Source organism: Leptothoe sp. ISB3NOV94-8A, from assembly GCF_043421595.1.
Taxonomy (GTDB): domain Bacteria; phylum Cyanobacteriota; class Cyanobacteriia; order Phormidesmidales; family Phormidesmidaceae; genus Leptothoe; species Leptothoe turfae.
Genome location: NZ_JAXSQW010000001.1, coordinates 5,075,105 through 5,100,286 on the forward strand (window position 1 = coordinate 5,075,105; position 25,182 = coordinate 5,100,286).

Here is a 25,182-nt window from a genome sequence, read left to right on the forward strand (position 1 = left end):
ATGGAACGCCCCTACATTATTTTTTACCAATTGCTATGGTGCTCGTATCGCTACGTCGTCTGATTCCTTTATTAATTGCAATCTTCTGTCTGGGCTGCACCCAGGCTGATATCAGCACCGTCAACAGCATTTACAGCTACAAACAGCCCAGCAGTGACGGCATCGGCAAAGTCTACATGGGCCGCGAAATCTCCCAGGTAATGGGTCACCAGGGAGCCTATTGGTTAGAGCGTCCTAGCCGCGAAACAGAGGAACGACCTGATATGGCCGTGGATGCCCTGGGTCTGAGTCCAACGGATACAGTGGCCGATATCGGTGCAGGCACCGGCTATATAAGCTTTCGCATGGCTCGAAAAGTGCCTGATGGACAGGTCTTGGCAGTAGACCTACAGCCAGAGATGATTCAGCGGTTAGAAGCAGCTGGCGATGAACAGGGCCTTACTAATGTGCAAACAATTCAGGCAGAAGAAGATAATCCTCATTTGCCATCTGAGCAGGTGGATTTGGTACTCATGGTGGATGCATACCATGAGTTTGCATCTCCTCGGGAGGTGATGACAGCGGTGGTAGCCGGGTTGAGGCCTGGCGGTCGTGTAGTGCTAGCAGAATATCGGGCAGAGAATCCGTTAATTATGATCAAGCGCCTACACAAGATGAGTGAAAAACAAGCCAAAAAAGAAATGGCTGCTGTGGGACTCACCTGGATAAAAACAGATGAACGGCTGCCTCAGCAACATTTGTTATTTTTTGAGAAAGCGTCATAGGAAAGTTGTTGTCGACTCTACTCAAACAACTCTACTTATGAAAGCCGAGAAGAGTCAGTCATGAAGCGTCTCTCTTGCGGAACAAATGTTGCAGAACCAACGTGTCTTCGATAGTTTCAACACACAAGCGCTTCAGTACAGAAATTGCATGCCTAATTCTCTCGTCCAGGCTGATGGTTCTACCCAGCGAGACAATTAATTGACATGCCCGTTGACTCGTTAATCATTCATTTCCAGCATCTAGAAAAAGCTAGCGGCAGCAACTTGCGCATTGTGACCTTAGCCAAAACGGGAGATGATGAAGTAGCTAAACTTCATCTGAATGTTGCAGACACACAGCTGTTTTGCGAGTTTCAGTCCCACTCGGTTTAGGTCAAACTCGCCCTATTTTCATCCAAAAGCAACCTATGCCAATCACGAATCGTATCAAGTTCAATAATGTTAGAGGCGATGTTTTAGGCGGTCTGACAGCTGCAGTCGTTGCTCTACCCTTGGCATTAGCACTGGGTATTGCCTCTGGTGCTGGGGCATCTGCAGGGTTATGGGGGGCCATTTTGGTCGGCTTTTTTGCTGCCTTATTTGGTGGTACCCCCAGCCTGATTTCTGAGCCAACGGGGCCAATGACGGTGATTATTACTGCGGTCATTGCTGAAACCACAGCCAGCGATCCTGAAAATGGCTTAGCCATGGCGTTTACCGTGGTCATGCTGGCGGGAGTGTTTCAGATTGGCTTTGGGCTGCTGAAGCTAGGGCGATACATTACGATGCTGCCTTACAACGTCATTTCAGGATTTATGACTGGCATTGGCGTGATTTTAATCTTTATGCAAACTGCGCCCTTTCTCGGTCAAGAAGCCCCCAAAGGTGGGGTCATTGGCGTGATTAACAATTTGCCTAGTCTAATCGCCAATTTAAATCCCTGGGAAACAGCCTTAGGCATTCTGACCTTAGTGATCTTGTTTTTCTATCCCAACAATCTCAAGAAAGTAGTACCCCCTCAACTGGTGGCTTTGGTCATCGGAACGCTAGTATCATTGACGCTTTTGCGGGATATCGATATTCGCACCATTTCCACAATTGGAGAAATCACGCCAGGTTTACCAACCTTGCAACTGCCGACGTTTACCCCTGGTAATTTAAGGCTCATATTTGTGAATGCCATGATCCTAGGCATGGTCGGCTCCATTGACTGTCTATTAACCTGTTTGGTTTCGGATAGTTTGACCCGGTCTCAGCACAAGTCCAATAAAGAATTGATTGGTCAGGGAATTGCTAACATCATTACCGGTCTTTGTGGCGGCATTGCAGGTTCAGGAGCTACGACGGCTACGGTCGTGAATATTCAAGGCGGAGGCCGTACAGCATTATCTGGCCTTAGCCGTGCCCTAATTCTATTTGTGGTCGTACTGTGGGCGGCTCCCTTGACATCAGGAATTCCATTAGCAGTGTTGGCCGGCATTGTCTTAAAGGTGGGCATCGATATCATCGACTGGGGTTTTCTTAAGCGAGTTCATCGGATTTCCTGGAAGGCAGCTGGAATTGTTTATAGCGTCGTGGCACTGACGGTCTTTGTTGATTTGATGGTAGCAGTCGGCGTAGGTGTGTTTATTGCCAATATTCTGACCATTGCCCGTCTAGATGAAATGCAATCTGAATCGGTAAAAGCGATTACGGATGCAGATGACCAAATTGTGATGACACCGGAAGAACAGCAGGTGTTAGATTCAGCCAATGGTCGGGTGCTACTGTTCCATCTCAGTGGACCGATGATTTTTGGCGTAGCCAAGGCTATTTCCCGAGAGCATGATGCTATTGACTCCTATGATGTACTCATTGTTGACCTCGGAGAAGTTCCGGTTTTAGGCGTCACTTCTTCTTTAGCCATCGAAAACGCCATTCAAGAAGCCACCGAAGAGGGTCGAGAGGTACTTGTCGTAGGGGCAACGGGTAAAGTTAAACGTCGGTTAGAAACGCTGGGAATCAACAAACTTATTCCCAATGATCATTGGATGGATGATCGCCTACAAGCTCTAACTGCAGGTTTATCGTTCGTACAGCAGCAGCAGCAAGCAATTGCATAATTCTGCCACTGAAGTTCATCTTGAGTCTAATTTTGTCTTCCTGCTTTTAGCTAGTTATCGCGACATAACAACCCCGCTGCACCGGAACACCTTTTCTGCTTCAGATTCCTCTGCTACTGTGGTTGCTATGGTGGGCATTTTGGGCGCTTTTGCTTGCGCCCAACCAATACACAGGTTCAAGCATATTTGTTCCAGACTGTGATACCGTTGGCGAGCTTTTCACCGCACTCAGCATGTGGATAATTTGGTTAACAACAGCTTTGATACTGGGATTTAGTATGTGTATCAGGTTTTGGCATAGAGCCAAGACATTATGGGCTATCAACACTGTTGCCGTGCTCATTTCAATGGTCAGCATCATGAGGTACATGAATTTGGTGGCATACAGTGAACAGCTTCAGCAATACTGTAAGTAAACCTTTTAGATGCTTGTAGGCAGTTCGAGCCTCATGTTTGATGCGTTTCAACTATTGCCAAAGATTGTGATCAGCGACTATGATGTAGATACACTGTATCTACATTTGAAAGATTAGATTGTGATAGTTTAAACGTCCTAGATGCAAGGAGCTCCTATGGTTGCAACGGTTGCTAAGTGGGGTAATAGCTTAGCTCTTCGGATTCCCCAATACATTGTCAAAGAAATTCAGATAACTGAAGGTACTGAAGTCGAGCTTATGGTGCTTGATGGTAACTTGGTAGTCAAACCCAAACCTCGTAGGCGTTATTCCTTGGAGGAATTAGTCGCTGGTATTACACCAGAAAATTTGCATTCTGAGGTGGAAAGTGGTGTGGCTGTGGGGAATGAAGCTTGGTAAATTCAACAGAACGCTATACGCCAGGGCGAGGAGATATTGTTTATCTAGACTTTGATCCAACTAAAGGGCATGAACAGCGAGGACATCGACCTGCTTTGGTGGTTTCGCCTCGTAGTTACAACGTTAAAAGCTCCTTAGCACTGTTTATGCCTGTTACTAGACAGCAGAAAGGGTATCCCTTCGAAGTTCTTTTACCACCTGGGCTACAGGTTCAAGGGGTGGTACTTGCTGATCAAATCAAGTGTCTGGATTGGAAAGCTCGTAAAGTTCAATTCGTTGAAACTGTACCAGAAGAACTGATTGAGGAGGTGCAAGCAAAGGTTGAACCTCTAATCTTCTAGAGAGTTAAATCTCCACCTGTATTTATCAGCAGCCCAACACTGCGTTGCAACGGCGGAGCGTAAGCAGTTGATAAGAGGCTAAAGTTACTACCGCCGTTGAACTCCAACGTTCCTCCGTAGTAATAGTACAAATGCTTGGTGCTATGTGATAAAGTCTCGGAAGCCACGGAAGAACAATCGCGCAGGGTGCAAGATCTAACCAAACATCAGCACGCAGGATAAATTGATGTCAGCCACCTAATCAACTATCGAGGCCGTTCGTAATATCGCCTAGCCTTGCTTCGAGCTCCACAAGTTCGCATCGAACACCAGCGCTTAGTCCGACTCTTGGTCGTATCGTAATAAGCCCAACCACATGTAGGCAACGCACAGCATTTGAACCGCGCCCAAGTGCCGTCAATCATACTGTTGTAGATGATTGCAACTAGCTGACCAATCACACGCTCGCTCGCTGAGTCAGTTTCGGGAACAGGAACTGGGCCATCTTCCTCAAACTTCATTCCGAAAGAAATCTGAAATACGCCACCAGTAAGGAGTTCGGGAGAGACTTGCTTTAACACGCAGCGCCGTACCAAGTCTCGGAGTGCAAGAATTCGAATATGAAGCCGTGAACGTGTCAAGTGAGTTTCGGCATCGCTATGAAAAACCGACTGAGGGATCGCCATCATGGCCTATTCAATAGATGAGTATGTTCCGGGCACGATTTACATTGTGGAGTATGGCATCCGTTTCGGCGGAATGGATCTCTTCAGCCGTATGACCATAGTGAGGCTAAACGATGGCAAACTGTGGCTACATAGCCCGTGCAAATTGGATGCACTCCTCAAATCAGAAATTGATCAACTCGGCGAAGTCGCTTACATTATTGCCCCCGGCAACTTTCACCACCTCCATGTCTCCGACCTCCAAGCCGATTACCCCAACGCTGAAACCTTTCTCTGCCCAGGTCTGGAAAAGAAACGCGCTGATCTCAGTTTTGACTGGATCTTGGGAAACCGACCCGATCCGCGTTGGGCGTTAGATTTCGAGCAGGTCGTTATCCAAGGCACACGTATTATGAACGAAGTCGCCTTTCTCCACAAACCAACCCGAACACTCATTCTTGTGGATCTATTGGAGAACATTGGCGATAATTATACGCATGAAGCAGGTCTTCTATTGAAATTCTGGTGGAAAGCCGTATTCCACATGTGGAACACCCCTAAACCCGCGCCTGAATATCAGCTGGGATGGGGTAACAAAGAGATCGTGAGAAAAGGGCTAGAAAAAATTCTCTCGTGGGAATTTGAACGTATCATTATTGCACACGGGAACTTGATCGAAATGGATGCAAAGGCGGTAGCAGCAAAGGCATGGCAGAATGTGTTGAAAGCCTAGCGCAGGGGATTGTCTGTGGGCAGGGTAAGCTTAATCCAACAACGCTTTCTTGCCTACTTGTCCAGATCACAGCCATTCTTACCGAAGAGACTTACCTCGAAGGCAAGTTCGGCAGTAAGTATCTCGACTACAATGCTAGTCAAACATCCAGGCTTCTTGCGGGGTAACCCAACGAATCCTCAAATCATCAAACTATTTTGGTTGTTGTCCTTGGCAGGCGGAGTAGCCGCATCAGTGATGGTCCTATCTTCTAGATGACTACCCCAGCTGCCTTAGCGGGCGTTGGTTACAAGCAAATGAATTTAAGAGGGTTTCGTTACTTAGACTCCATGAACAGCTAGATATCATCAGCCTCAAAGCTGGCAACGTACTGACCATATCCCTCCGTTTCTAGATCAACCAATGGAATAAAGCGTAACGCCGCCGAATTAATACAGTAACGCCGCCCCGTTGGTGCTGGCCCATCCTCAAAAACATGCCCCAGATGGGAATCAGCCTGGCGACTGCGCACCTCAGTCCGGACCATGAAAAATGACCGATCTTTTCGCTCAACAACATTGACAGATTCAAGCGGTTGAAAAAATGAGGGCCAGCCTGTCCCCGATGCAAACTTATCTAGAGACGAGAAAAGCGGTTCTCCAGATACCACATCAACGTAGATACCTGGCTTTTTGTTGTTCCAGTAATCGTTTCTAAAGGGCGGTTCGGTGTCATCTTGCTGGGTAACGGCATACTGTTGCTCTGTCAGCATGGCCTTCAACGCTTCTATATCAGGCTTCTGAAACCCAGCCTTGGCCTCGGTTATAACAGGCTCTATTGTTAGAGCAGCTACCTCAGCATGGATTGGAGCAAAGAGAGTTAATACCACTAGCAGCACACAGCTCAGAATAATCCTGTAAAGTCGTTTCATCAGCCCCTTAATCACAGCGTCAATAGCAAAAAGTCAATGGTTCTTAAAACCGACGACACATCGTAATACGATTCTCACAACCGGAGAATATGGTGTCGTCCAACCAAGTTCTTATCTAGCATAACAATCAACGCAGTTTCTGACAGCAGTTGTCGTTTCTAAAATCAACTGGAACTAGCGTGACATAGCACTTTTACATGAATGTCTGCACCCAATCACGTACTGACCGAATTATTCGAAAGTACATCTATTCTACAAGGTCAACCAGTATGGCCTATCAATACTGACTAGGCAACTATCCCATTAGTTCGTGCGGTAGTGCAGCAGTCCTCTTTACTGGTTAGACCGCTCAATAAACCCTTGTCGCAACTGCCGCGCTGATTTTCCCAGCCTAAAGCTGGCAAACCCTAACGGTATCGGTAACAGCAAAAACATCACTCGCGCCTGCTGCCCTTCCCGACGAATCTCCTCTCCAGTCCCCATCAGCACCTGTAACCGATTACCTAGGGGATCAATCAGTCGATTACCGTCAACCGTTGTCTCCAAACTTGCAACGACTACTACCGACTGTCCATAGGGCAATGTCTCTCGTTCAAAATCCTTAAACACACTATCCACCTCCCCCCACTGTTCTAAAGGTAATGGATAAACCTCATCACCATATTCAATCGCAACAGGACGGCTAACTCTAGAAGACTCTCCCTCTCGAACCGTACGAGGAGAGAATCCAAAAGAATCATCTTCCATCGGCAACACAGCCAAGTCAAAGGCTAAGGGAATATGACGATCGCCATCGGACAACAAGACAGACGCTGCTGTCTCTTCCCACTCAAACAGCGTTTCTCGCCGCACAAGTGCCTCGGGGTCTGTCGTATCAGAGTCCGTGTCAGCTCTGGCCACCAGATTCACCCGACCGCGAATCACTTTCTGGGCCTCATCATCTGGCATCACCAAAGGGTCATCCGTCACCAGATAGCCCTCTAGTTGGATCAGCTCGATGCGATCGCCCCCATAGGCAACGGCATCCTCAACTGACATTGCCTCAATCTCAGCCAGTTTCCGCGACGTTTGTAGCGTCAGTCCAGATATCCCACCAATGGCCATCAATGCGGCCATGCCCCCCAAAGCAATGGTCGCGAAATTACGCAACTGGTATTGCTCATACTCACGCCGCGTTACGTTGCGGGGGATATCCTGAAACCATTGATAGCGAATCCGTTTTCGGCTCATGGGTCTAGCTAGCACTCTACACTCACTAAGTGTTGATCATAGACTGAACATTGCTCAGCTTATTGACTCTGTATGAATGGTCTAAAACACCCCTAAACTGAGCACACTATATCCTTTGCGATCGCTCACAAAATATAAGCTTAACTACTGGCATTATTTCATCTCAGTTCAGCATTAGCTCATCTCTAACCCTATGGAATTTAGTACACTCTTGCCTAAGCTGTCACCGATCCTAACTTCCTGTAATGAGTGAAATTCCGGCTCACCAACCCAACTTTGCCAACCCCAAAATCATGCTGGTGGCCTCCCGTGCCCTGGCTGCATCGCGTCCATCCCTGATTGCCTTTTTAGTAGCCCAGGCAGCTGTCTTGAGCGGCGGCATTGCTGATGCAATATCCTTCTGTAATGTGCTGTTTGTGGGCAACTTTTGTGCCTCACTGGTGGTAGGCTTCTGGTTTGGCTTTGGCAATATTCTCAACGACTTCAAAGCGCTCAAGCCGATGGTCATGGCAGGACTCATCCTGAATGGATGTTTAGCCACACTACTATCTGGATTGATTTTTACCGGATTGCAATACACCACGGTCACGAATGCTGTCTTACTAGGGCGATTGGGACCTGTTTTATTTGCCTTAGTCGGTGCTATGTTACTGGGTAAAAAGATTCGCAACCTCGAATGGTTGGGGTTTTCTCTCATTGTAGTTGGCGTCATCACCATTGCCCTGAAAACTAGCAATTTCCAAGTTAATCAAGGTGATCTATATATTCTGCTTTCGACAGTGGTATTTGCAGCCACCTCCTTGGTCAATCGTTTGATGATTGCCAAAACCGCCACATTACCCGTTGTTGTATTTTCACGCAACTTTATATCGTCAATTCTCTTTTTCTTTATCGCTATACGCCTCTTTGGTCCAGATCACTTTGGAGATGCCTTTAGTGGTCAGCTGTGGATTCTCATGGCAATCTATTCATTGATTGTAATTGTATTTGCCCAGTTTCTTTGGTATGCATCCGTTAACAACTTAGATTCTCGCACCATCGGACGTTTAACGGTACTGTCTCCTATTTTTGGTGTCACCTATGCATTCTTATTAAATGGAGAACGTCCCTCCTCCATTCAGGTTGTAACATTAGCAATTGTGATTGTTGGGGTGTTAATCGCCAGCCTCGGAGGACAGAGTAAAAAGCCAAAAACAACGATGGATATGGTAATGGAGGAACCTGAAAACGCTGCATCTGCACCATAATCCATATTTCTAGTACTCTACTGTGGGGTATACTACGGTCAAATCACCATTTTTCCAGTGCTCATCGGCATTGGCTTTACGCATGTCTGCATCAGCCTCCCACTGGGGCTTTGTGTTACCTAGCTTGCCATTATAGAAAAGGTATAGTCGACCATCTTCTACCGAATAGACATGGGGATTAATGGGAAATGTTTTACCTTCGGACACAGCAACTGCACAAAAGCCACCATATTGAGGAACATACTGTTGAGGAGATCCTTCAAAGATTAATTTATTCCCCTCACTGCTGAAGTAATAGATTGCACCTTCATAGGTGACAGCAATGTTGGCATCGCCTTCAACAGGCTGATTAGAAAAATATGCAACTGGATCATATCCTTGTAATGCAACCCCTGCTTCGTTAAGATTTTGCAGATGTGCCATGGTAGCCTCAAATTAATAACAACTTGCGTTTCATTCACTTCAGGAACTATCATCAAGCGGTTTCCAAAACTCAACAAGGCGTTTTTTCTGATTGAACCGATAGACGGTATCTATAGTTATGGATCTCTACCAGATTCGGTATTTCTTAACCATTGCAGACGTTCAGAGCTTTACTAAAGCTTCAGAGCTGTTATATGTATCCCAACCCTCTCTCTCTGCGGGCATCAAAAAACTAGAACAAGAATTAGATGTCATCTTATTTGAACGAGGTGGGCGGCGCACTTTATTAACACCTGCAGGTCAGCGATTTCAGGAAAGTGCTAAATCTATTCTGGCGGCCTATCAAGCTGCACGTCAGGATTTACAACAACTAAAAGAGCAGCCTACATTACGCATTGGCACGCTACATACATTACGCAGCCATCATATTGCCAAACTTATTGGCGCATTTCGGCAGCAATATCCCAATGTAACGGTGGTTGTTTTAAACGGCTATTTGCAAGATATAAAAGATTGGCTAGAGCAGGGAAAAATTGACGTAGCCATCACCTGGCTACAGGAACAAGATAGCGATGAAAATTCTCAATTGTTATTTCATCAACCCCTCACCTTAGCGGTCCCTCGTGATCATGCCTTAGCTAAAGCTAAAAGTGCTTGCCTTAGAGATTTAGATGGACAGCCCTACATTGAGCGCATTAATTGTGAATTTTGGCGAGCTTATGACACATTGTTTGCAGACGCGGGTATCCAGCCAAACATTGTCTATTCTTCCAACAACGAAGAATGGGTCATCTCCCTGATTCAGGTAGGCATGGGCATGAGCATCATGCCTGTTTGGGCAGATCTAACAGCCATCACCTACGTATCCATGACTGACTTAAGCTTGAGTCGCACCATCGGATTACGCTGGCGCAAACTACAAATGGTCGAACCCGTTGCATGGTTCTGTAACTTTGTGATGGAATATGATTTGGACATAGACGTCTCCCTCGATCATCTAACTATTGATCGAACCACTTAGGGAAAACACCATCGGTGCACCATCTGCGAAGGCCAGGATCAAAAGAACGTTAGCAGGATGCATGTTAACAAGAACAATATGAACCTGATCGCTATCTAAGCAAGCCTAAATTAGAGTGAGCTGATTCTCAACTAAAAATTACAATTTTTAAGGCATTGTCCAGCAAAACTGCTAATTTTCAAAATTTTTCAGGGTTTGATCATAGCCCTTAAAGGCTATCTTCATCTTGATACGGTTCTTTAGCTAAAGACCTTTCAAGTATCTATGAAACTTCTGAGTATTTGCGACCCCACACAATATGGCAGTCCTCCGCTGGATGTCCCCACCTTTTACCAAAGGCTTTCTCTCGATCCCAAGCTAGATTTTTACCACATTCCCACACCCCAGGTGTTTACCAGCCAGTTTCCGCAAGTGCAAACAGCCCCATCAGTCGGAGACTTACCCTATAAAGCATTTTTAAAGCTAGGCGAGCACGCTCAACACTGGCTTAGCTTACACGACATTGATGTGGTCTTTTGCCGTACCCTCAAGCCCTTTCCCATAGGATATTTAGATGCCTTAGTCACCTGGGAAAAGGTGGTGCGTTTTGTCAATCGACCATCGGGCAAAAAAGAACAGATGAAATCTGAGTTTTTACTGAGAATTGCTCGGGACTATATCCCTGAAACCATAGTTACAGCCAACTGGACCACAGCGCTGGCATTTTTTGAGCAGTTTCAAGTCATCGTTGCTAAACAGGCCAACAGCTGTGGCGGGCGGGGTGTTTTCAAAATCTGGTATGAGGATGGGACTTTTCATGTTGACAATATTGTGACCGGGAAACAATCATGGTCGACATTTGCGGCTGTCATGGCGCAGCTACAGACTAATCAAACTGAACCGCTGCAATTCTGTCGATATCTATCGCGCACCAACGCTGGAGATAAACGTGTGGTGGTGGTAGACGGCGAAATTTATGGCAGCTATTTACGCCGTTCTCAAAGTGGTCACTGGGTCAATAATGTCAGCAGCGATGGGGGGTGTACCCTGGCGGATATTACAACTGATGAGGTGGATGCCATCCACCGTACTGTCGGCAAGTATCAGGCACTAGGGTTGCATACCCTGGGCTATGACTTTTTGTTGGATGACGACGGTACCTGGCGTATTAGTGAAATCAATGCCGGTAATATTGGTGGTTTTGCCCGTTTGGAACTATTAACCGGGCAACCGGTGATGGATCGTTTAATTAGCTGGATGCTGGACTATGCCAAACGCACTGATGCGCAGATTGACTCATCAACAATGGTTGGAGTAGCGTAATGTCTAAAATCATTCAGGCTGACACAGTGGTTTTGAATATTCGTTCAGCACAACCTCAAGATTATGCTGCGATCTCATCTATCTACAATGAAGCCATTGCCCATGGCGGTATCACCATGGATGGTCAACCTCAGACAGTACAGGATATTCAGGCAATCGTCCAAAAAATGCACCCCCGTGAAGCCTTGATTGTGGCTGATACAGGGTCCAGCGTTATCGGTTGGAGCATTATCAAACGCTATAGCGATCGCATCGGCTACCAATTCTGTTGCGAAACCTCTACTTATCTAAGTTTTTCAGCCACCGGCAAAGGATATGGTAGCGAGTTACAAAAGGCCCTCATGGCGAAGGTTAAAGACTATGGCTATCACCACATTGTGGCTAAAATTTTAGCGGCTAATCAAGGCAGCATTCGTTTTCATCAACGCTACGGATTTGACATCGTTGGTATTCAAAAAGAGATTGGCTTTATGAATGACACCTGGCATGACGTTGTTATCATGCAGTACATTTTATCCAGCTCTTAGGAGTCACTCAGGTTCCATCAGGAATTTCTATAGTTACTTTTTAGAGTTCTCTCATTCTTGAATAATTTCGACTCGATACCATGCCCTTAGTTGAGGCACTGAGGGCATTCGCCCACGGTCGAATAATAACATTCGTCAGGTTTGCATTCTGTTGTTAGACCTAATTGAGGTTTTTGAAATGATTCAAGCTGCTTTTCCAGCGTCAACGGATATATCCATTGCCACCTACCCCATTAATCTGCAAAAACTGATTTATAGTCTTCAAGAAACACCTGATTTCACCCCTGAAGACATTCAAACCATGGTCGTAAAGGCTGACATTTCAGCCCAAGACTTGATGCCGTGGGCTGATTTTAATCATCCTGTCACCGATAGCTATGGTCGTCAGCTCGTCTTTGACGGTGGGCATTTTGAAATCATGGTGATGTCCTGGATGCCTGATGATTTTAGTGCTATCCACGATCATGGAGCCACCCAATGGGGTGCGGTGCAATGCTTTGGGGCCGCAGAACATTTCATCTACACCTTTACGCAAGGAGTCTTATACACCTTACAACCGGCTCACTATAGCCCTGGCATGGTTCACCTAGTGGACCATAGTCTAATTCACCACATGGGCAACCCTGGTCGTGAGCCGTTTCTCAGTTTGCATGTTTATGGCTGTCAAGACGCTCAGGGGCCAATTACGGGGAACGCTCGTATTTTTGATTTATTTGAGGGCAGTCTTCAGTACACCGATGGTGGCGTTTTCTATGGCTTGCCAGAAGACCAAATTAATCAGAAACGGTATGGCTTAGAAGCTGATCGAGAAACTACCCTACGGCACCATCGTTTGATGTGTGATCGCATCCAGCGCATTCTTCAAACACGTCACAATCCTGACTTAAGTCAAAGGCTGACTCGCTTACAACAACAGATCCAACAACTCAGTTTATAGTAGTTCGTTAGGATTTAATTCAAACTCACTGCTCCAACCATCTTGTGGCTTCTCACAGCAGTAGAGACATTATCTTTCACTCAAACTGAGGCATTTTCTTTAAACCCCCATGATTATCAGGAGCCATCTATGTTTATACTTCAAGCTGAACAAGTTGATTTTTGCACCCTGAATAGTCGCATTGGCAACCAAATTGTTCAGATACCGGGCCTAGAATATCAGCGCAAGCTCTATATCAAAGGTGAAACCTACGAACAGCAAGATCGGTCAACCGCTATTCAAAAAGCTCGACAAAAGGTTTTAGAACTTAAAGGCCAACCGATGATTCTTGTCGAAGAGTACGATACCATCACCCTCTGGTATCACGATAAGACTGTGGAAAAGGTGAGTCCCCTGCTTACTCTGGATTTACAAGAGTTAGTTGCGGCAATGAGAAACGTTGGCGGCCTCCATATTAAAGAACGTCAGTTTCATCTCAAGAGCTATCCGCAATGTTTTGTCGGCAGTGAAGCTGTAGATTGGCTAGTAGCTCATCTAAAGATTTCTCGACCAGATGCCGTCACTGTTGGTCAACGTTTAATCAATGAAAACTGGATCCATCATGTTCTAGATGAACAAGCTTTCCAGGATGGTTACTTCTTCTATCGCTTTCGTTGGGATGAACGGTAACCATGGGTCAGTTAGTATCTCGGACTTTATTGCGACCTTGCAACATTTTGATACAAATCACAGCTGAATGCTTATACTTTGGCTAGATAGGTATTGACTACTGAATAACTTGTCATGTGTGTGTTGCCCTCACATCCTTGACATAAACACTCGTGAAAACAGTATTTTGAGCTCTTAATGAGTTCCTTATCTGATCTCACATCCCACTGTTTTACATACATTAATAATCTTCTGACACCTGAAAACCTTTAATACATAGATTTTCTCAAGAGGATTTGAATATATCAATTTAAGTGCGGAATATGGGCTAAATAAAGTGTATTTAAAGATCTGGAAGCCTGTTCTCAGGAGACCTTTCAGATCTCCATACTTTCATCAATCAATGGGTGTTTGCAGAAAACAACTCATTTTTTGAGGGGGACTATAATGACTGCAAGCTATAAAAATCAAAATCTGCAAGAAAAAAAGCAGCAATATCAGTATAACTATACCCATATCCCACCTGTGGCCATGGTAGACAAACTGTCAGAAGAGGAGGAGTTTGCTCCTAGATGGCGGTTGTTAGTGGCCAAGGTTGGTTTTGAACTACTCGTTAACACCATTATTGGTAATCGTGGAGATCAGGGTAAATCTGGAGCAGCCGATGATGTCAAAATGTTTCTGATAGAAACGGTTAAGGAAACATTGGTAGATTATAAAGGTTTTTCTCGCTTAAAGATTCTCTGGCAAGGGGCAAAATATACCCCTAGACTCTTATTCGGCAGATTATCTATCAATGTAGAAGAGATTGAAGATCTGATTACAGACATTATCAAAAGTGTCAGCGCTGATTTCCTCCGAGATTTTGCAGCTAACGTACAGCAAAAATTAATACTGGACTCTCCTAAAGGTAAAGGGGATGACATCAAAGATTTTCAGGAGCTATTCCAAACCATTGATCTACCTGCTATCGCTTATACCTATGAGGAGGATGAGGTATTTGCATCCATGCGGGTAGCGGGGCCTAACCCGGTCATGCTACAGCGACTGACAGAACCTGAGGCACGGCTGCCGATCACAGAGACTCAATATCAAGCCGTCATGGGAGCAGCGGATTCTCTGACAGAGGCCTATGCCGAGGGACGTGTATACCTGACGGATTACGCCATTCTAGAGGGGGCAATCAATGGCTCATTTCCCGCCGATCAGAAATATCTTTACGCCCCCCTAGCTTTATTTGCTGTACCGAAAGCCGATGTGGGCGATCGTCGTCTGCGTCCGGTGGCCATTCAATGTGGGCAAAACCCTAATGATTTTCCCATCCATACACCCAACTCCAATCCCTATGCATGGCTCTGCGCTAAGACCATTGTGCAGGTTGCCGACGCGAACTTCCATGAGGCGGTTACCCATCTGGCGCGGACTCATTTGTTCATTGGGCCATTTGCGATCGCAACCCACCGCCAGCTACCCGACAATCATCCCCTCAGTCTCCTCCTGCGCCCCCACTTCCAAGGCATGCTGGCCATCAACAACGAAGCCCAGGCCAAGCTGATTGCTGCCGGTGGTGGCGTTAACAAAATTCTCTCAGCAACCATCGACGCGTCCCGAGTATTTGCCGTCCTGGGGGTACAAACCTATGGCTTCAATGCCGCCATGTTCCCCAAGCAGCTCCAACAGCGCGGTGTAGACGACACAAACAGCCTACCCATCTACCCCTACCGTGATGACGGCATCTTAATTTGGGACGCCATCCACCATTGGGTAGAGGACTATCTCAAGCTGTACTATGCCGATGACGCTGCTGTACAGCAAGACGCTAATTTGCAAGCCTGGGCACAGGAACTCATTGCTTATGATGGCGGTCGCGTCATAGAGTTTGGTGAAACTGAGGGACAACTGCAAACGCTGCTGCAAACCCTGACGTATCTCATTGATGCCATTACTCTAATTATTTTTACCGCCAGTGCTCAACACGCTGCTGTGAATTTTCCCCAAAAGGACATCATGAGCTTCACCCCAGCAATGCCGACCGCTGGCTATGATAAGTTACTAAATCTGGGAGAACAGACCACAAAAGAAGATTACCTGAGTTTGTTACCGCCTTTAAACCAAGCCCAAGAACAGCTCAAGCTATTGCACTTGCTTGGCTCCGTGCATTTTACAGAGTTAGGCCAGTACGAAAAGGGACATTTTCAAGACACTCAAGTACAAGCCCCCTTGCAACGTTTCCAGAATCGATTAGAAGAAATCACAGATGTGATCTACCAGCGAAATCGCAATCGTCCCGCCTACGAATATCTATTACCCAAGAATATTCCCCAAAGCATCAATATCTAGATACACCCGTTGTATTCTCTCTCTGGCACATGCCCAATTTCTCAGCGCACTGATCGTCGAACATCAGCTAGATACCCCCTACCTAATGCAATTATCATGGACATCAATGCACTAACTCAAAAAGTTCTTAAAACCCACGACAACCAAATCAAGCTCTCTAAAAAGCTAGAAAAATTCGGATATAACAGCCCCCGTGGCAAGTTGCTACGTTTAATAGCCTATTACAAAGAGGGGTTCACCATCTTAAAAGCATGGCGAGATTTTCTATACATTCGTAAAAATCACATCGGTGACACATTTTTTGCCGTCGATCATGCCATCATGCATGCTGATCATGCCCAGGTAAAGAAGCTAATGCAGATTGAGCCTCAGGTACGCAGCAATGACCTGGGCATCATTAGAATTCTTGCTCCTAGCTACATGCTGAATCACCCGCTGAGCTTGGGGACAAATGGCAAAGAACATACTGGGATTCGAGCCATCTTTCAACAAGCTTTACCTGATCCCTTTGAACATGGGGATGACATAGGCCAATATATCGACAGCCTTCTATCAGAAGCATCCAGCCAGGGGACCTTGCATATTGGCAATGATCTCCCCCGGTTTATGGTCAAAATCTTGCACCATCTAGTATTTCAAATATCTCTTTCTAAAGAAGAAGTCACAGCCTCCCGTAGCTATATAAAAGGCTTACCACTAGCATCTCTACCCAACTTTATGAGTCGCTATCTGCTGGCCTTTAAGACGGGTCCCATTATTAAACATCGCAAACATCTAATTCAGCGATATCAAACATCTCCCAAATGGGCGACCTATGTAGAAATAGGGCAGCAGTACCAGCTAAATTCAGAGCAAATTGCCAATGGCCTGTTTGATATGATTCACATTGCCGGTACAGCCGGTACAAGTGCTTTATTAGGATCTGTAATTGGTATTTTATGTGTCAATAATTCTCTGCGCGAGGATGTCATTAAAGAAATAAATACCCTATGGCAGGGAACAGAACCAATCCCAGGGGATATGCTGCACCAGGCCACCCTTCTCCATAAGGTTATTTTAGAAACAGCTCGGCTATATCCCCCCGTACGCTTTGTCAGCCAACTGGCAACAGAGGCAGGGGAGGTCAAAGTCGGCAGTCAGAAATGTCCTTTCCAAAAGGGTACGCGACTGCTTGGCTCCATCTTCACCGCTAATCGGGACGCCAATAGATATAAAAAACCAGATAGCTTTTCAACCCAACGAGATTTTTCTGATCTTTTATCGTGGAACGGTGATGACCATGAACGTGTTTGCCCAGGTAAATCCCTATCCATTGAGCTGATCAAAGTTTTCTGCATCTACCTTTTGAAGCGCTATCAGTGGGAACAGTTTACAGAAGTGCAATGGGATTTTGAAAAAGTGACTGCCGTTACTCCTAATGATTTGGAATTGCAGGGGTTTAAGGCTAAGGCATAAAGAGTCATGTGCCTCGATGTTGAAGATCGCATGGCAATGCATCCCCCTACGGAGACATTTGACCGAGAGATCATAGGCATTGGTAAATTCTCTGTTCTTCAACAGCAGACAATAACAACTTCTATTCACTGAACAGCCATCGCAACATTCGCCATAGGACTAACAAGCATGAAAAGTACCGTAGTTACTCAAAAGTTTGAGGATATTGCCACTTGGATGAGAGCCACACACCCCACAAATCTCCCAACTGTGTTGAAAGGCATCTTTTATATGGATGGCAACCCCCTACCGGATGACTGCATTACCATGTATAACCTGGAGTGGGATGAGAAAATGAATTGCCTCACGTTACCTGTAACCGGGCCAACTCAATGGACCTTTCATCACACATTTTTAGGATGGCTGTTGTTACGGGCAGCTCAAATTTCTAGATTTCGGTACAAAATTCAATTTCAGGATAATGACTTGAAATTGGCTCAAATTACGCCTATCACCTTTGGTATTCCTGTGCCAAAGGTGATTATTAATGCAACCCTGCGCCAGGATGAAAATGCTCAACATGGCGATGTGTGGCAACGTAAAAATCTCTGGTTTGGCGGTTTACCCAGAGCTGGTGAATATGTTCTACGCCGGGTCGTGGATGAAAACGGCCAGCATACACCTGCATTTCAAGAGATGCTTAGCAAAGTTGATGCTGAATGTTTAGTGCTCGTCCAAGACTCGAAAGCTCACGATGTGTAGAGCTAAGATATGGCTAGCCTAGCAGTGTATTGCAATGAAAGCTCAAAGATCGATTCGTTTGGGGCGCTATCTGAACCTAGAAGAATTTTGACATGCACACAGACCTATCGACGATGGTCAGATTCAATTGAACCATTTCCTAAAAATCTGGAAGAAACTATTCCAGCTGTACAGGCACTATGTAATTACATTATTGACCCTGTCATAGACCAGTATGGACAGACACAATTTGAGCTGACCTATGGATTTTGTTCGTCAGATTTAAAGCGATTTTTGGCCCAAAAAGATCCGTTGACAGGCGTGGCGCAGAAACCAACCGCTCAGACGTCATCGCTGGGAAAGATGCCATGGTCCTACAAAACTCAATACATATGTTCTAAAACTGAGATAAACTAAACATTCCTGTGTGAACTAACTTTTTCATGCACGCTAGATATAGCGTTTAATAGATAAACTAGCGCTAGTCCTAGGAGCCTGATGCGAAATCTCAGTCTATTTGAAACTGAACGACTGTCATTAGAAACAGGTAGAATTCCACAGCCCGAGAGCGTCACGATTTTGCACGCTGATACTCGTCAAGAGTTACCCCCTTTGCACAATGCGGCAATGAACCTGCTGGATAAGCTGCGTTCTCAAGGGTTCGATACTCGTGTAGTGCTGCCTGAGCTGGACCATCGCTACTTTGTTTACATGCTCGGGCGTGGTGTACCGCCACCGAGTAATACGTTCCGTTGGTGTACGCCTAAGCTCAAGGTGATGAGCATGGAGCGGGAACTGGAGACGCTGCGGCAGGAAAGGGGCGAAAAGTTTTTGATGCTGACGGGTGTGCGCATTGGGGAGAGCGCGGCGCGAGACCAGCGGATTGCCATGAGCTGCACGAAGGATGGCGATGAGTGCGGTCAGGGGTGGTTTCAGCATTCATCGGCCAATGCGGTGGCAGATACACTGGCTCCTTTGCTGCACTGGCGTGTGTGTCATATTTGGGACTGGCTGGTGCAGGCGGATGTGGATCTGGGTTATCCGACGTTTGCGATCGCGGAAGTATACGGCCACGATCCTCAAGATGAGCTAGGTGAGACGGAGCCGATGAATGCTCGAACGGGATGTATTGGATGCCCGCTGGTACAGAAGGACTCTGCTTTAGACCGTGTGGTAGCAAATCCTAAGTGGGCATATTTGGCTCCGTTACAGCAACTAAGACCTTTGTATTGGCGAATTAAGCAACCCCAGTATCGGCTAAGAAAACATGGTGAACTGCGTAAAGATGGCACCCTAGCGAAAAAACAAGGGCGTCAAGTTATCCAAGCGAAAAATCTCTATACATTTAATGCTAAAAGCCCGAGGCAAATTGTACGCTCGGCAATTGAGCGGCGGTGTGATAGTGAAGGGAAAAAGCGGACGGTATCACCTGCATGGTTTACTAAACTTCCTGATAAGCGATATGCGCTAAAACAAGAGGTAAGTTAGGCTCATTTCTATGACGGATCCAGATATTCGATGGAAGCAGCGATTTGCAAACTATGAACGAGCCTTGGCTCAGCTTACGAAGTTTATTGATAAGGGTGAATTGAATGAACTGGAAGAGCAAGGGTTAATCCAGGCGTTTGAATATACCCATGAGCTAGCCTGGAATGTCTTGAAAGATTATTTACAGTATCAAGGAAATCAAAACATCTATGGTTCTCGCGATGCCACCCGTCTTGCCTTTAATGTGGGTCTAATTGAAGATGGTGGTAGCTGGATGGATATGATTAAAGAGCGAAATCGTACTAGCCATACTTACAATCAGACAACGGCTCAAGCGATCGCAGCCAATATAAAAGGTCGATTCTTTGATTTGTTTGTAAAACTGCAAGTCAAGATGCAGGCTCTACAGACTGAGGAACTACAGAATGGAGAGTAAAAACCTAAAATTTGGCCTTGAATCGAAGACTATTGAGGATATTTCAAGTATTTTTCAGCAATATACTGAAATTGAACGGGTTATTTTGTACGGTTCACGAGCTAAAGGTACCTATCGAGCCGGTTCAGATATTGATTTAACTCTCGTAGGTAAGCAAATTTCTCACGAGCAGTTGTTATCCATTGAACATCAGTTAGATGATTTATTGTTGCCGTATCTATTTGACCTGTCGATTTTTAGCCATATTGAAGATCCAGATGTGATTGATCACATTAATCGAGTCGGGCTTATTTTCTATGAGAAAAAGTCATCGACTGATGAGCAGAAGAAGGTTTCTGAAAGACTATAGCGTTTCATTCAATCTCTACAACGTTGTTAGCTCGATAAAATCTTCAAGTTTTTTGATGTTGGGATCACCGGCAAGATAGCCGATTCCTCGATGTAGGTGTAACCTTAGTGGCTGAGCAAGGGTTTCATCATCGGTATCTATACCGTCATCGTGACAACGCTGCTTAAGGGCAATTAGTAACAAATCAGCAATAGGACCACCAAATACTTGCCATGTCATTTCTACGTTACTGTCCGCAGGAATAGGCACAGGTGATGGTGGGGACTTTTCAGCCAATGATCGACAAAGTGCCCAGCGACAAAGAACATTCCAGTTTTGGATCTTGGTAACTCGCTTGAGTTTAATCAACTGATCTTTTGCGGGCTGTGAGAGTTTGATTCGGTCACTGGGGGCTTGCATGTCTACCAAAAATATCCTAGTTTCACTGTGGTCTGTCGTTTCTTGGGATGATAATCAAGCAGGTACTCACGGGCAATAGAGGACTGAGATCGCAACACCCCCACCTCTTCTTCTCGAATCTCAGTATCCGTAGACAGCAACAACACCTGATGGCTGGCCTGGGGAAAGTAGCGTTCAACCAGGTGTTGACGATGTTCCGAATCTAGCCGTCCCAGGGGAGTATCAATAGCAACAGGAAGCTGTCGCCCTGAAGCATTGGCCAGCCCCCACAGCAGGGCAATGGCTAAGAGCTGTTGCTCTCCAGCAGATAGCCGATGTTTAGGGAGCTGCTGAACCATACAGAAACACATCGGTAAGACGCTGCTGATAATGCTGCTCAAGGACTTTTTTGCATTGCTGTATCACGTCCTCAACTTGCGAGGGCAAAGGGCTAACGTTTTCTGCCATGTTGTTCTGATTCATGAAGCTGACAGTACCTCAAATTTGTAAACTGTGGTGTGTGGACTAAATGACATAGGGGCACTGTATCGGCATAGCAGCGTTTAGTCATAAACCTTTATGGGGTAATCAGGTTTGGGACATCTGCCTCAACATAAATAACGGTAATGTTCATGGTATCGGCCAGCTAGTCGATTGAGAACGAACAAATACTATGCTCGAATGACGGTAATTAATCTCTGTCCGTTTGACTGTATGGTCTTCGTGGCTAGGCGTTCTGCCATAGGAAGTGCCTGGGTTCGGCGATCAAAAATAACTAGCCAGCCATGGTCCTGATCTAATCGGGCTAGATAGCTGTCTAACTGTTCTAGACCTGCCTCCAGCGGATCTGCCCTTTTGTCTCGCCATACTTTTAGCTCAATGCCCAAGGTAACATTGCCATAGCGTAGGCAAAGATCCATGCGATCGCTACCAATGGCATACTCTCGTTCCAACGTGCCACCCCCGTTGACCACCCGGTGCAAAAATGCCATCAATACTAAGTGGGGGGCGATTTCGTGATAAGCCGCACTATTGAGCAATGGCTCACCATGCCGTCGCCAGAAGGCTAAAAATGCATCCAGCAGCGCTTTAGTATCCAGCTCGCCCGTAGCCGTTAGCCATGTGGGAGCGATCATGGGCAAGCTGTCCTGGGAGCCTTGCACTAAAAAGCGCACCAGTACTTCCCGATAAATTGGGTTTGTGACCACTAATCCACCGGCTTGAGAACGCTTGAGCAAACCCAGATCCACCAAATATTGACGATCATCATTGGACGTGACCGGTAGTGGTAAACCCGCTAGCATGGGTTCGATGATGGCCTTGATCCGTTTTTCTTGTAAGCGCTCGGCCAGGCTATCCAGGTGGGTGTCCTGACGCTTGATGAGAATCTCTTTGGCTTGCTGCACCAGGTCTGGCGTAATGGTAATGGCGGAGTCTGGTGCTAACACTTCTACTAGCTGACGGGCCAGGGCGTTGACTAACCAGGGTTGGCCATCGGTTAGCTCAAACACTAAATTTGTGGCAGCGGTTGAAAAGACCTGACCTGTTTCATCCGTATGCTGTTGATACAGCTCTGCTACTTCAGCCGCTGTAAAATTTCGCATCGTGATGGATTCGGCTTTGATGTTGAACGGGCTCGATGTGGTCAGTCGGTTGCTGCCGCCAGATGCTACTTTGTAGTCCCGCACATCCCGTAAACCAATCAGTGCCACAGACTGGGGAAACCAATGGGGACGGCTACGAAACCCGTTACGCAACTGCCGTAAAACTGATATCAGTGCGGCATCTTGTAGGGTGTCTATTTCATCAATAAAGAGCACCAGTGGCCTTGGAATAGCTTGACTCCAGGCATTTAGGGCTGCTTCAATCCGTTGACCAGCCGTTGACTCTGGCCAGGGGGGTGGCTGGCAATCTGTAGGTAAGTACATGTTGGCATTGCCACGCCAGCTGTTTAGTAGGGCTAGCTCCATGGCCCCTGGATCATCTGAGAAGGGAGCCCCTAGCTCGGCGGAGACGACCAGTGCGGCATATTGCCCTGAGTCGGTCAGTTGTTTGGCCAGGGCAAGCATGGCTGTGGTTTTGCCGATTTGGCGCGGGGCGTGGAGGACAAAGTAGTTTTCCTGGTCTATTAGGCGCTTTAATCCAGGCATTGACCAGCGAGCTGTGGTCAATGTGTAGTGCTTTGTTTGGACACAAGGGCCTGTTGTGTTAAACCAGCGAGCCATAAGGGAGTTAGCGAAAAGCTTTCAATAGTTTACTAACGGGGTAGGTATTTCACTAGCGATACTTCATCCACTACCCTTCATCCCCACTCCATACCACTGCTCCAGGCATTGCATGCAATGCCCCTACTGTCACTCTCCATCTCTTCACTTTTCATTACCTATCCATCGAATAGGCACAGTCCAATTGGACTTACTCAAGATATCACAGTCCAATTGGACTGTATACGAAACGCTATGACCTTTGTAAGGATCAAAGGCATGGGCAGAGCAGGTAAAGTACTAAAAACGGTGATGGAGAACCACGGCATTAGCCAGGGACGATTGGCGGCCGTGATGGGTATTGGTGCATCCAATATTTATCGCTGGGCCAATGAGGTGCGTGACCCTAGCTCTGAAACGGTGGTTAGTCTAATTAAGGCTCTCAAACAGATTCAGCCAGAAGCCGCTGATGAATTTAAAGCGCTTTATTTCAAAGACCTCTAAGGTCTTTGAGTTGTTTCAGCTGGCAATTCCCCAGTACTCACGATGCCACTCTATGGCTGATAAACGGGGCTCATACTCAGTTTCAACAGGTAGAAGAATCTGTTCACCATGAAAATCCTTTATCTGTCTTGTGTACTCAGAGGGTTCCTCATATAAACGATCCCTGGCAACAATAATTCGATAATTATCATCAATGCCAAACCAGCCATGATCAAATGCCCAGTGATGATTTTTACAAAGGGAGATACCATTATCAAAACGATCATCCCGAAATTCTGAAAAGGGCAAAATATGGGAGCCATCGACAATATTGTGATTATTATCGCTAACAATTCTGAGGTAACAGAAAGCACACTGTTGATTATATAAGGATGTAACAATGCGCCTAAACGCGGCATTGCGGACAAAGATGCGTTGTTGATCTTTCAGATCTTCTACGGTATACGTCGCTCCACCACTGTCAAACAGTTTGAGCTGGGTTTGTTCAAATTCATCGTAGGACAATAATTCCTCAACTGTCTCTGCTTGATGGTTAAACCAACTGTTGATAAGTACATCAGTCAGCTCCCGCCTAGTTTCACTGGCTGTTAAAAGAGAGAACAAGGCGTCATCAACGTAGGCATATTTCACAACATTCCTCAGAGCATTTAACCCTCTGATTTTAGTCTTAGAGGCTACGGTGTTCAATTGCTGAAAGCAATAATATTGGCTTATGGGGCGCTACACCACGCTGACGGTTATAATTGACTCGAAGTTTAGAAAACTTCTTAGCGTAGTAAAGAAGATCTGAAGACATCAGCTTAAAACCGTTTTCAGAATAGGCCCTACATCGTCCTGGGTATAGAAACGGGCATATTTTTCCAACACCTTAGATTCTGTATCATCTAGTTTGTCAATCGCTGCAATATCAAAAATATTGTCTATCTGTCCAGGAAACCATTTGCTGACTAATACCCGTAATAAATTTTCCCTGGGAATAGGCTGTTGAAGCAGTTCAAATAAATCTTCATCTAAGTAAGCATATTTAATCACTCGCTTTACTTCAGCAAAGGTTTTAAGTTTCACCTTAGAAGAGAGCACTGACTCAAATTGACGATTAGGCCATAGGTGCCAGAACTTACCGCTTTTCATAAAGAAGAATGGCTTTGAAATATCAGGGTTATGGGTGTTTGAACCTAGATACAACCAGTATTTGAGGAAAGTGTGAATCAGCTGAGGTTGTAGGAATATTTTGTTTTCCTGAATCCGGTGTTTTTGAATATGTTCAATAACAGACAATAATAGAATTGGCTTATGAGGCGCGACACCATGAGCACGGTCTACCCGGATTTTCTGAAACTTTTTGCCATAAAAGTCTAGTAATTCTAATGTTTCGAGGGTATTACCCATAACGCTTTCAAGGTTCTTCAGGTCACGCTATCCTCAAAACATCATATCCACATTGTGAATGCTCCACATCCTCCGCAGATAGTTGAGGCGACGCAATCAACCGCATTTTTCCCTCAGTCCGAATAAACGTCGCCAGCCCCCGTGCCACCGCCGCCATCGACGTACTCGAAAAAAAGCCCACCGCTCGGTCATACCGCACCGACTGACTCAGGCAAGGCACATAAAAATCACAGATTAGATCGTTGCGATCGCTCCGATAATCCTCATGAATAGCTACATCTTGTAACGTCACATCT

Annotated in this window: 29 protein-coding genes and 1 pseudogene; 19 read left to right on the forward strand and 11 right to left on the reverse strand. The window is 45.9% G+C overall.

Annotated features, from left to right (window positions below; all coding sequences use genetic code 11):
• Positions 1-35 precede the first annotated feature (35 nt).
• From SPB21_RS21600 to mazF, 5 genes are all read left to right on the forward strand, one after another.
• Positions 36-764 carry a class I SAM-dependent methyltransferase gene (locus tag SPB21_RS21600; RefSeq protein ID WP_499867687.1) on the forward strand — a complete coding sequence of 243 codons (729 nt, stop codon included), beginning with the start codon at positions 36-38 and terminating at the stop codon, positions 762-764.
• Between the two features lie 204 nt (positions 765-968).
• Positions 969-1,136 (forward strand): hypothetical protein, encoded by a 168-nt coding sequence (locus tag SPB21_RS21605; protein ID WP_163702859.1) that lies wholly within the window; start codon positions 969-971, stop codon positions 1,134-1,136.
• A 35-nt stretch (positions 1,137-1,171) separates the two neighbouring features.
• The gene (gene bicA / locus SPB21_RS21610; protein ID WP_499867688.1) at positions 1,172-2,845 is read left to right on the forward strand and encodes a bicarbonate transporter BicA; all 1,674 of its coding nucleotides are present in this window, start codon (positions 1,172-1,174) and stop codon (positions 2,843-2,845) included.
• Between the two features lie 572 nt (positions 2,846-3,417).
• Positions 3,418-3,660, forward strand: coding sequence for an AbrB/MazE/SpoVT family DNA-binding domain-containing protein (locus SPB21_RS21615; RefSeq protein WP_499867689.1), 243 nt, complete (start codon positions 3,418-3,420; stop codon positions 3,658-3,660).
• A complete protein-coding gene (mazF, locus tag SPB21_RS21620; protein ID WP_499867690.1) occupies positions 3,654-4,001 on the forward strand; it encodes an endoribonuclease MazF in 348 nt (115 codons plus the stop codon). Before SPB21_RS21615 ends, mazF begins: the two co-directional genes overlap by 7 nt.
• A gap of 245 nt (positions 4,002-4,246) precedes the next feature.
• Here the strand turns inward: mazF and SPB21_RS21625 are convergent, their stop codons facing one another.
• Positions 4,247-4,669: a CGNR zinc finger domain-containing protein gene (locus tag SPB21_RS21625; RefSeq protein WP_499867691.1), complete on the reverse strand. Its 423-nt coding sequence runs from the start codon at positions 4,667-4,669 to the stop codon at positions 4,247-4,249.
• On the opposite strand from SPB21_RS21625, the gene SPB21_RS21630 reads away from it, so the two are divergent.
• Positions 4,668-5,378 (forward strand): DUF4336 domain-containing protein, encoded by a 711-nt coding sequence (locus tag SPB21_RS21630; RefSeq protein ID WP_499867692.1) that lies wholly within the window; start codon positions 4,668-4,670, stop codon positions 5,376-5,378. The genes SPB21_RS21625 and SPB21_RS21630 overlap by 2 nt on opposite strands.
• A 337-nt stretch (positions 5,379-5,715) precedes the next feature.
• On the opposite strand, the gene msrB is transcribed toward SPB21_RS21630, so the two are convergent.
• Both msrB and SPB21_RS21640 read right to left on the reverse strand, forming a co-directional pair.
• Entirely contained in the window at positions 5,716-6,288 is a 573-nt protein-coding gene (msrB, locus tag SPB21_RS21635) for a peptide-methionine (R)-S-oxide reductase MsrB (protein WP_499867693.1), read from the reverse strand.
• Between the two features lie 333 nt (positions 6,289-6,621).
• Positions 6,622-7,518, reverse strand: coding sequence for a hypothetical protein (locus SPB21_RS21640; protein WP_499867694.1), 897 nt, complete (start codon positions 7,516-7,518; stop codon positions 6,622-6,624).
• Positions 7,519-7,763: 245 nt separating this feature from the next.
• Here SPB21_RS21640 and SPB21_RS21645 point away from each other — a divergent pair, with 245 nt between their 5' ends.
• The gene (locus tag SPB21_RS21645; RefSeq protein ID WP_163671052.1) at positions 7,764-8,765 is read left to right on the forward strand and encodes a DMT family transporter; all 1,002 of its coding nucleotides are present in this window, start codon (positions 7,764-7,766) and stop codon (positions 8,763-8,765) included.
• Positions 8,766-8,774: 9 nt separating this feature from the next.
• Here the strand turns inward: SPB21_RS21645 and SPB21_RS21650 are convergent, their stop codons facing one another.
• Positions 8,775-9,188, reverse strand: coding sequence for a YHS domain-containing (seleno)protein (locus SPB21_RS21650; RefSeq protein ID WP_163671051.1), 414 nt, complete (start codon positions 9,186-9,188; stop codon positions 8,775-8,777).
• 118 nt (positions 9,189-9,306) lie between these two features.
• Between SPB21_RS21650 and SPB21_RS21655 the strand changes: the two genes are divergently transcribed.
• The 11 genes from SPB21_RS21655 (at position 9,307) to SPB21_RS21705 (ending at position 20,411) form a co-directional block, all read left to right on the forward strand.
• A complete protein-coding gene (locus tag SPB21_RS21655) occupies positions 9,307-10,209 on the forward strand; it encodes a LysR family transcriptional regulator (protein WP_499867695.1) in 903 nt (300 codons plus the stop codon).
• A gap of 264 nt (positions 10,210-10,473) precedes the next feature.
• Positions 10,474-11,511 (forward strand): ATP-grasp domain-containing protein, encoded by a 1,038-nt coding sequence (locus SPB21_RS21660; protein WP_499867696.1) that lies wholly within the window; start codon positions 10,474-10,476, stop codon positions 11,509-11,511.
• Positions 11,511-12,038, forward strand: a complete 528-nt coding sequence (locus tag SPB21_RS21665; protein ID WP_499867697.1) for a GNAT family N-acetyltransferase — start codon at positions 11,511-11,513, stop codon at positions 12,036-12,038. The genes SPB21_RS21660 and SPB21_RS21665 overlap by 1 nt, the downstream gene beginning before the upstream one ends.
• Before the next feature lie 178 nt (positions 12,039-12,216).
• Positions 12,217-12,975, forward strand: coding sequence for a cysteine dioxygenase (locus SPB21_RS21670; RefSeq protein WP_499867698.1), 759 nt, complete (start codon positions 12,217-12,219; stop codon positions 12,973-12,975).
• Positions 12,976-13,104: 129 nt separating this feature from the next.
• The gene (locus SPB21_RS21675; RefSeq protein ID WP_499867699.1) at positions 13,105-13,644 is read left to right on the forward strand and encodes a mechanosensitive ion channel protein; all 540 of its coding nucleotides are present in this window, start codon (positions 13,105-13,107) and stop codon (positions 13,642-13,644) included.
• Between the two features lie 426 nt (positions 13,645-14,070).
• Positions 14,071-15,963 carry a lipoxygenase family protein gene (locus SPB21_RS21680; protein WP_499867700.1) on the forward strand — a complete coding sequence of 631 codons (1,893 nt, stop codon included), beginning with the start codon at positions 14,071-14,073 and terminating at the stop codon, positions 15,961-15,963.
• Positions 15,964-16,059: 96 nt separating this feature from the next.
• Positions 16,060-17,418 carry a cytochrome P450 gene (locus tag SPB21_RS21685; protein WP_499867701.1) on the forward strand — a complete coding sequence of 453 codons (1,359 nt, stop codon included), beginning with the start codon at positions 16,060-16,062 and terminating at the stop codon, positions 17,416-17,418.
• Between the two features lie 168 nt (positions 17,419-17,586).
• On the forward strand, positions 17,587-18,159 hold the full coding sequence (locus SPB21_RS21690; RefSeq protein ID WP_499867702.1) for a hypothetical protein: 573 nt from the start codon (positions 17,587-17,589) through the stop codon (positions 18,157-18,159).
• Positions 18,160-18,636: 477 nt separating this feature from the next.
• Positions 18,637-19,626 carry a phosphoadenosine phosphosulfate reductase domain-containing protein gene (locus tag SPB21_RS21695; RefSeq protein ID WP_499867703.1) on the forward strand — a complete coding sequence of 330 codons (990 nt, stop codon included), beginning with the start codon at positions 18,637-18,639 and terminating at the stop codon, positions 19,624-19,626.
• A gap of 10 nt (positions 19,627-19,636) precedes the next feature.
• Positions 19,637-20,062, forward strand: a complete 426-nt coding sequence (locus SPB21_RS21700; RefSeq protein WP_023071818.1) for a nucleotidyltransferase substrate binding protein — start codon at positions 19,637-19,639, stop codon at positions 20,060-20,062.
• Positions 20,052-20,411, forward strand: a complete 360-nt coding sequence (locus tag SPB21_RS21705) for a nucleotidyltransferase domain-containing protein (RefSeq protein ID WP_163671042.1) — start codon at positions 20,052-20,054, stop codon at positions 20,409-20,411. Before SPB21_RS21700 ends, SPB21_RS21705 begins: the two co-directional genes overlap by 11 nt.
• A gap of 15 nt (positions 20,412-20,426) precedes the next feature.
• On the opposite strand, the gene dndE is transcribed toward SPB21_RS21705, so the two are convergent.
• From dndE to SPB21_RS21725, 4 genes and pseudogenes are all read right to left on the reverse strand, one after another.
• Positions 20,427-20,810 carry a DNA sulfur modification protein DndE gene (dndE, locus tag SPB21_RS21710; protein ID WP_163702843.1) on the reverse strand — a complete coding sequence of 128 codons (384 nt, stop codon included), beginning with the start codon at positions 20,808-20,810 and terminating at the stop codon, positions 20,427-20,429.
• A 2-nt stretch (positions 20,811-20,812) separates the two neighbouring features.
• Positions 20,813-21,142: pseudogene (locus SPB21_RS21715) on the reverse strand (DNA sulfur modification protein DndD); the annotation flags it as partial.
• Positions 21,129-21,272 carry a hypothetical protein gene (locus SPB21_RS21720; protein WP_163671040.1) on the reverse strand — a complete coding sequence of 48 codons (144 nt, stop codon included), beginning with the start codon at positions 21,270-21,272 and terminating at the stop codon, positions 21,129-21,131. The pseudogene SPB21_RS21715 and the gene SPB21_RS21720, both read right to left, overlap by 14 nt.
• Before the next feature lie 188 nt (positions 21,273-21,460).
• Complete coding sequence (locus SPB21_RS21725) at positions 21,461-23,014, reverse strand: ATP-binding protein (RefSeq protein ID WP_499867704.1); 1,554 nt, start codon at positions 23,012-23,014, stop codon at positions 21,461-21,463.
• Between the two features lie 234 nt (positions 23,015-23,248).
• Between SPB21_RS21725 and SPB21_RS21730 the strand changes: the two genes are divergently transcribed.
• Complete coding sequence (locus SPB21_RS21730) at positions 23,249-23,497, forward strand: helix-turn-helix domain-containing protein (RefSeq protein WP_348918744.1); 249 nt, start codon at positions 23,249-23,251, stop codon at positions 23,495-23,497.
• A 15-nt stretch (positions 23,498-23,512) separates the two neighbouring features.
• Here SPB21_RS21730 and SPB21_RS21735 read toward each other — a convergent pair whose 3' ends face one another.
• From SPB21_RS21735 to SPB21_RS21745, 3 genes are all read right to left on the reverse strand, one after another.
• The gene (locus tag SPB21_RS21735) at positions 23,513-24,127 is read right to left on the reverse strand and encodes an HNH endonuclease (protein ID WP_499867705.1); all 615 of its coding nucleotides are present in this window, start codon (positions 24,125-24,127) and stop codon (positions 23,513-23,515) included.
• Positions 24,128-24,292: 165 nt separating this feature from the next.
• A complete protein-coding gene (locus SPB21_RS21740) occupies positions 24,293-24,886 on the reverse strand; it encodes a hypothetical protein (protein WP_499867706.1) in 594 nt (197 codons plus the stop codon).
• Positions 24,887-24,908: 22 nt separating this feature from the next.
• A complete protein-coding gene (locus SPB21_RS21745) occupies positions 24,909-25,178 on the reverse strand; it encodes a phospholipase D-like domain-containing protein (protein ID WP_499867707.1) in 270 nt (89 codons plus the stop codon).
• Positions 25,179-25,182 lie beyond the last annotated feature (4 nt).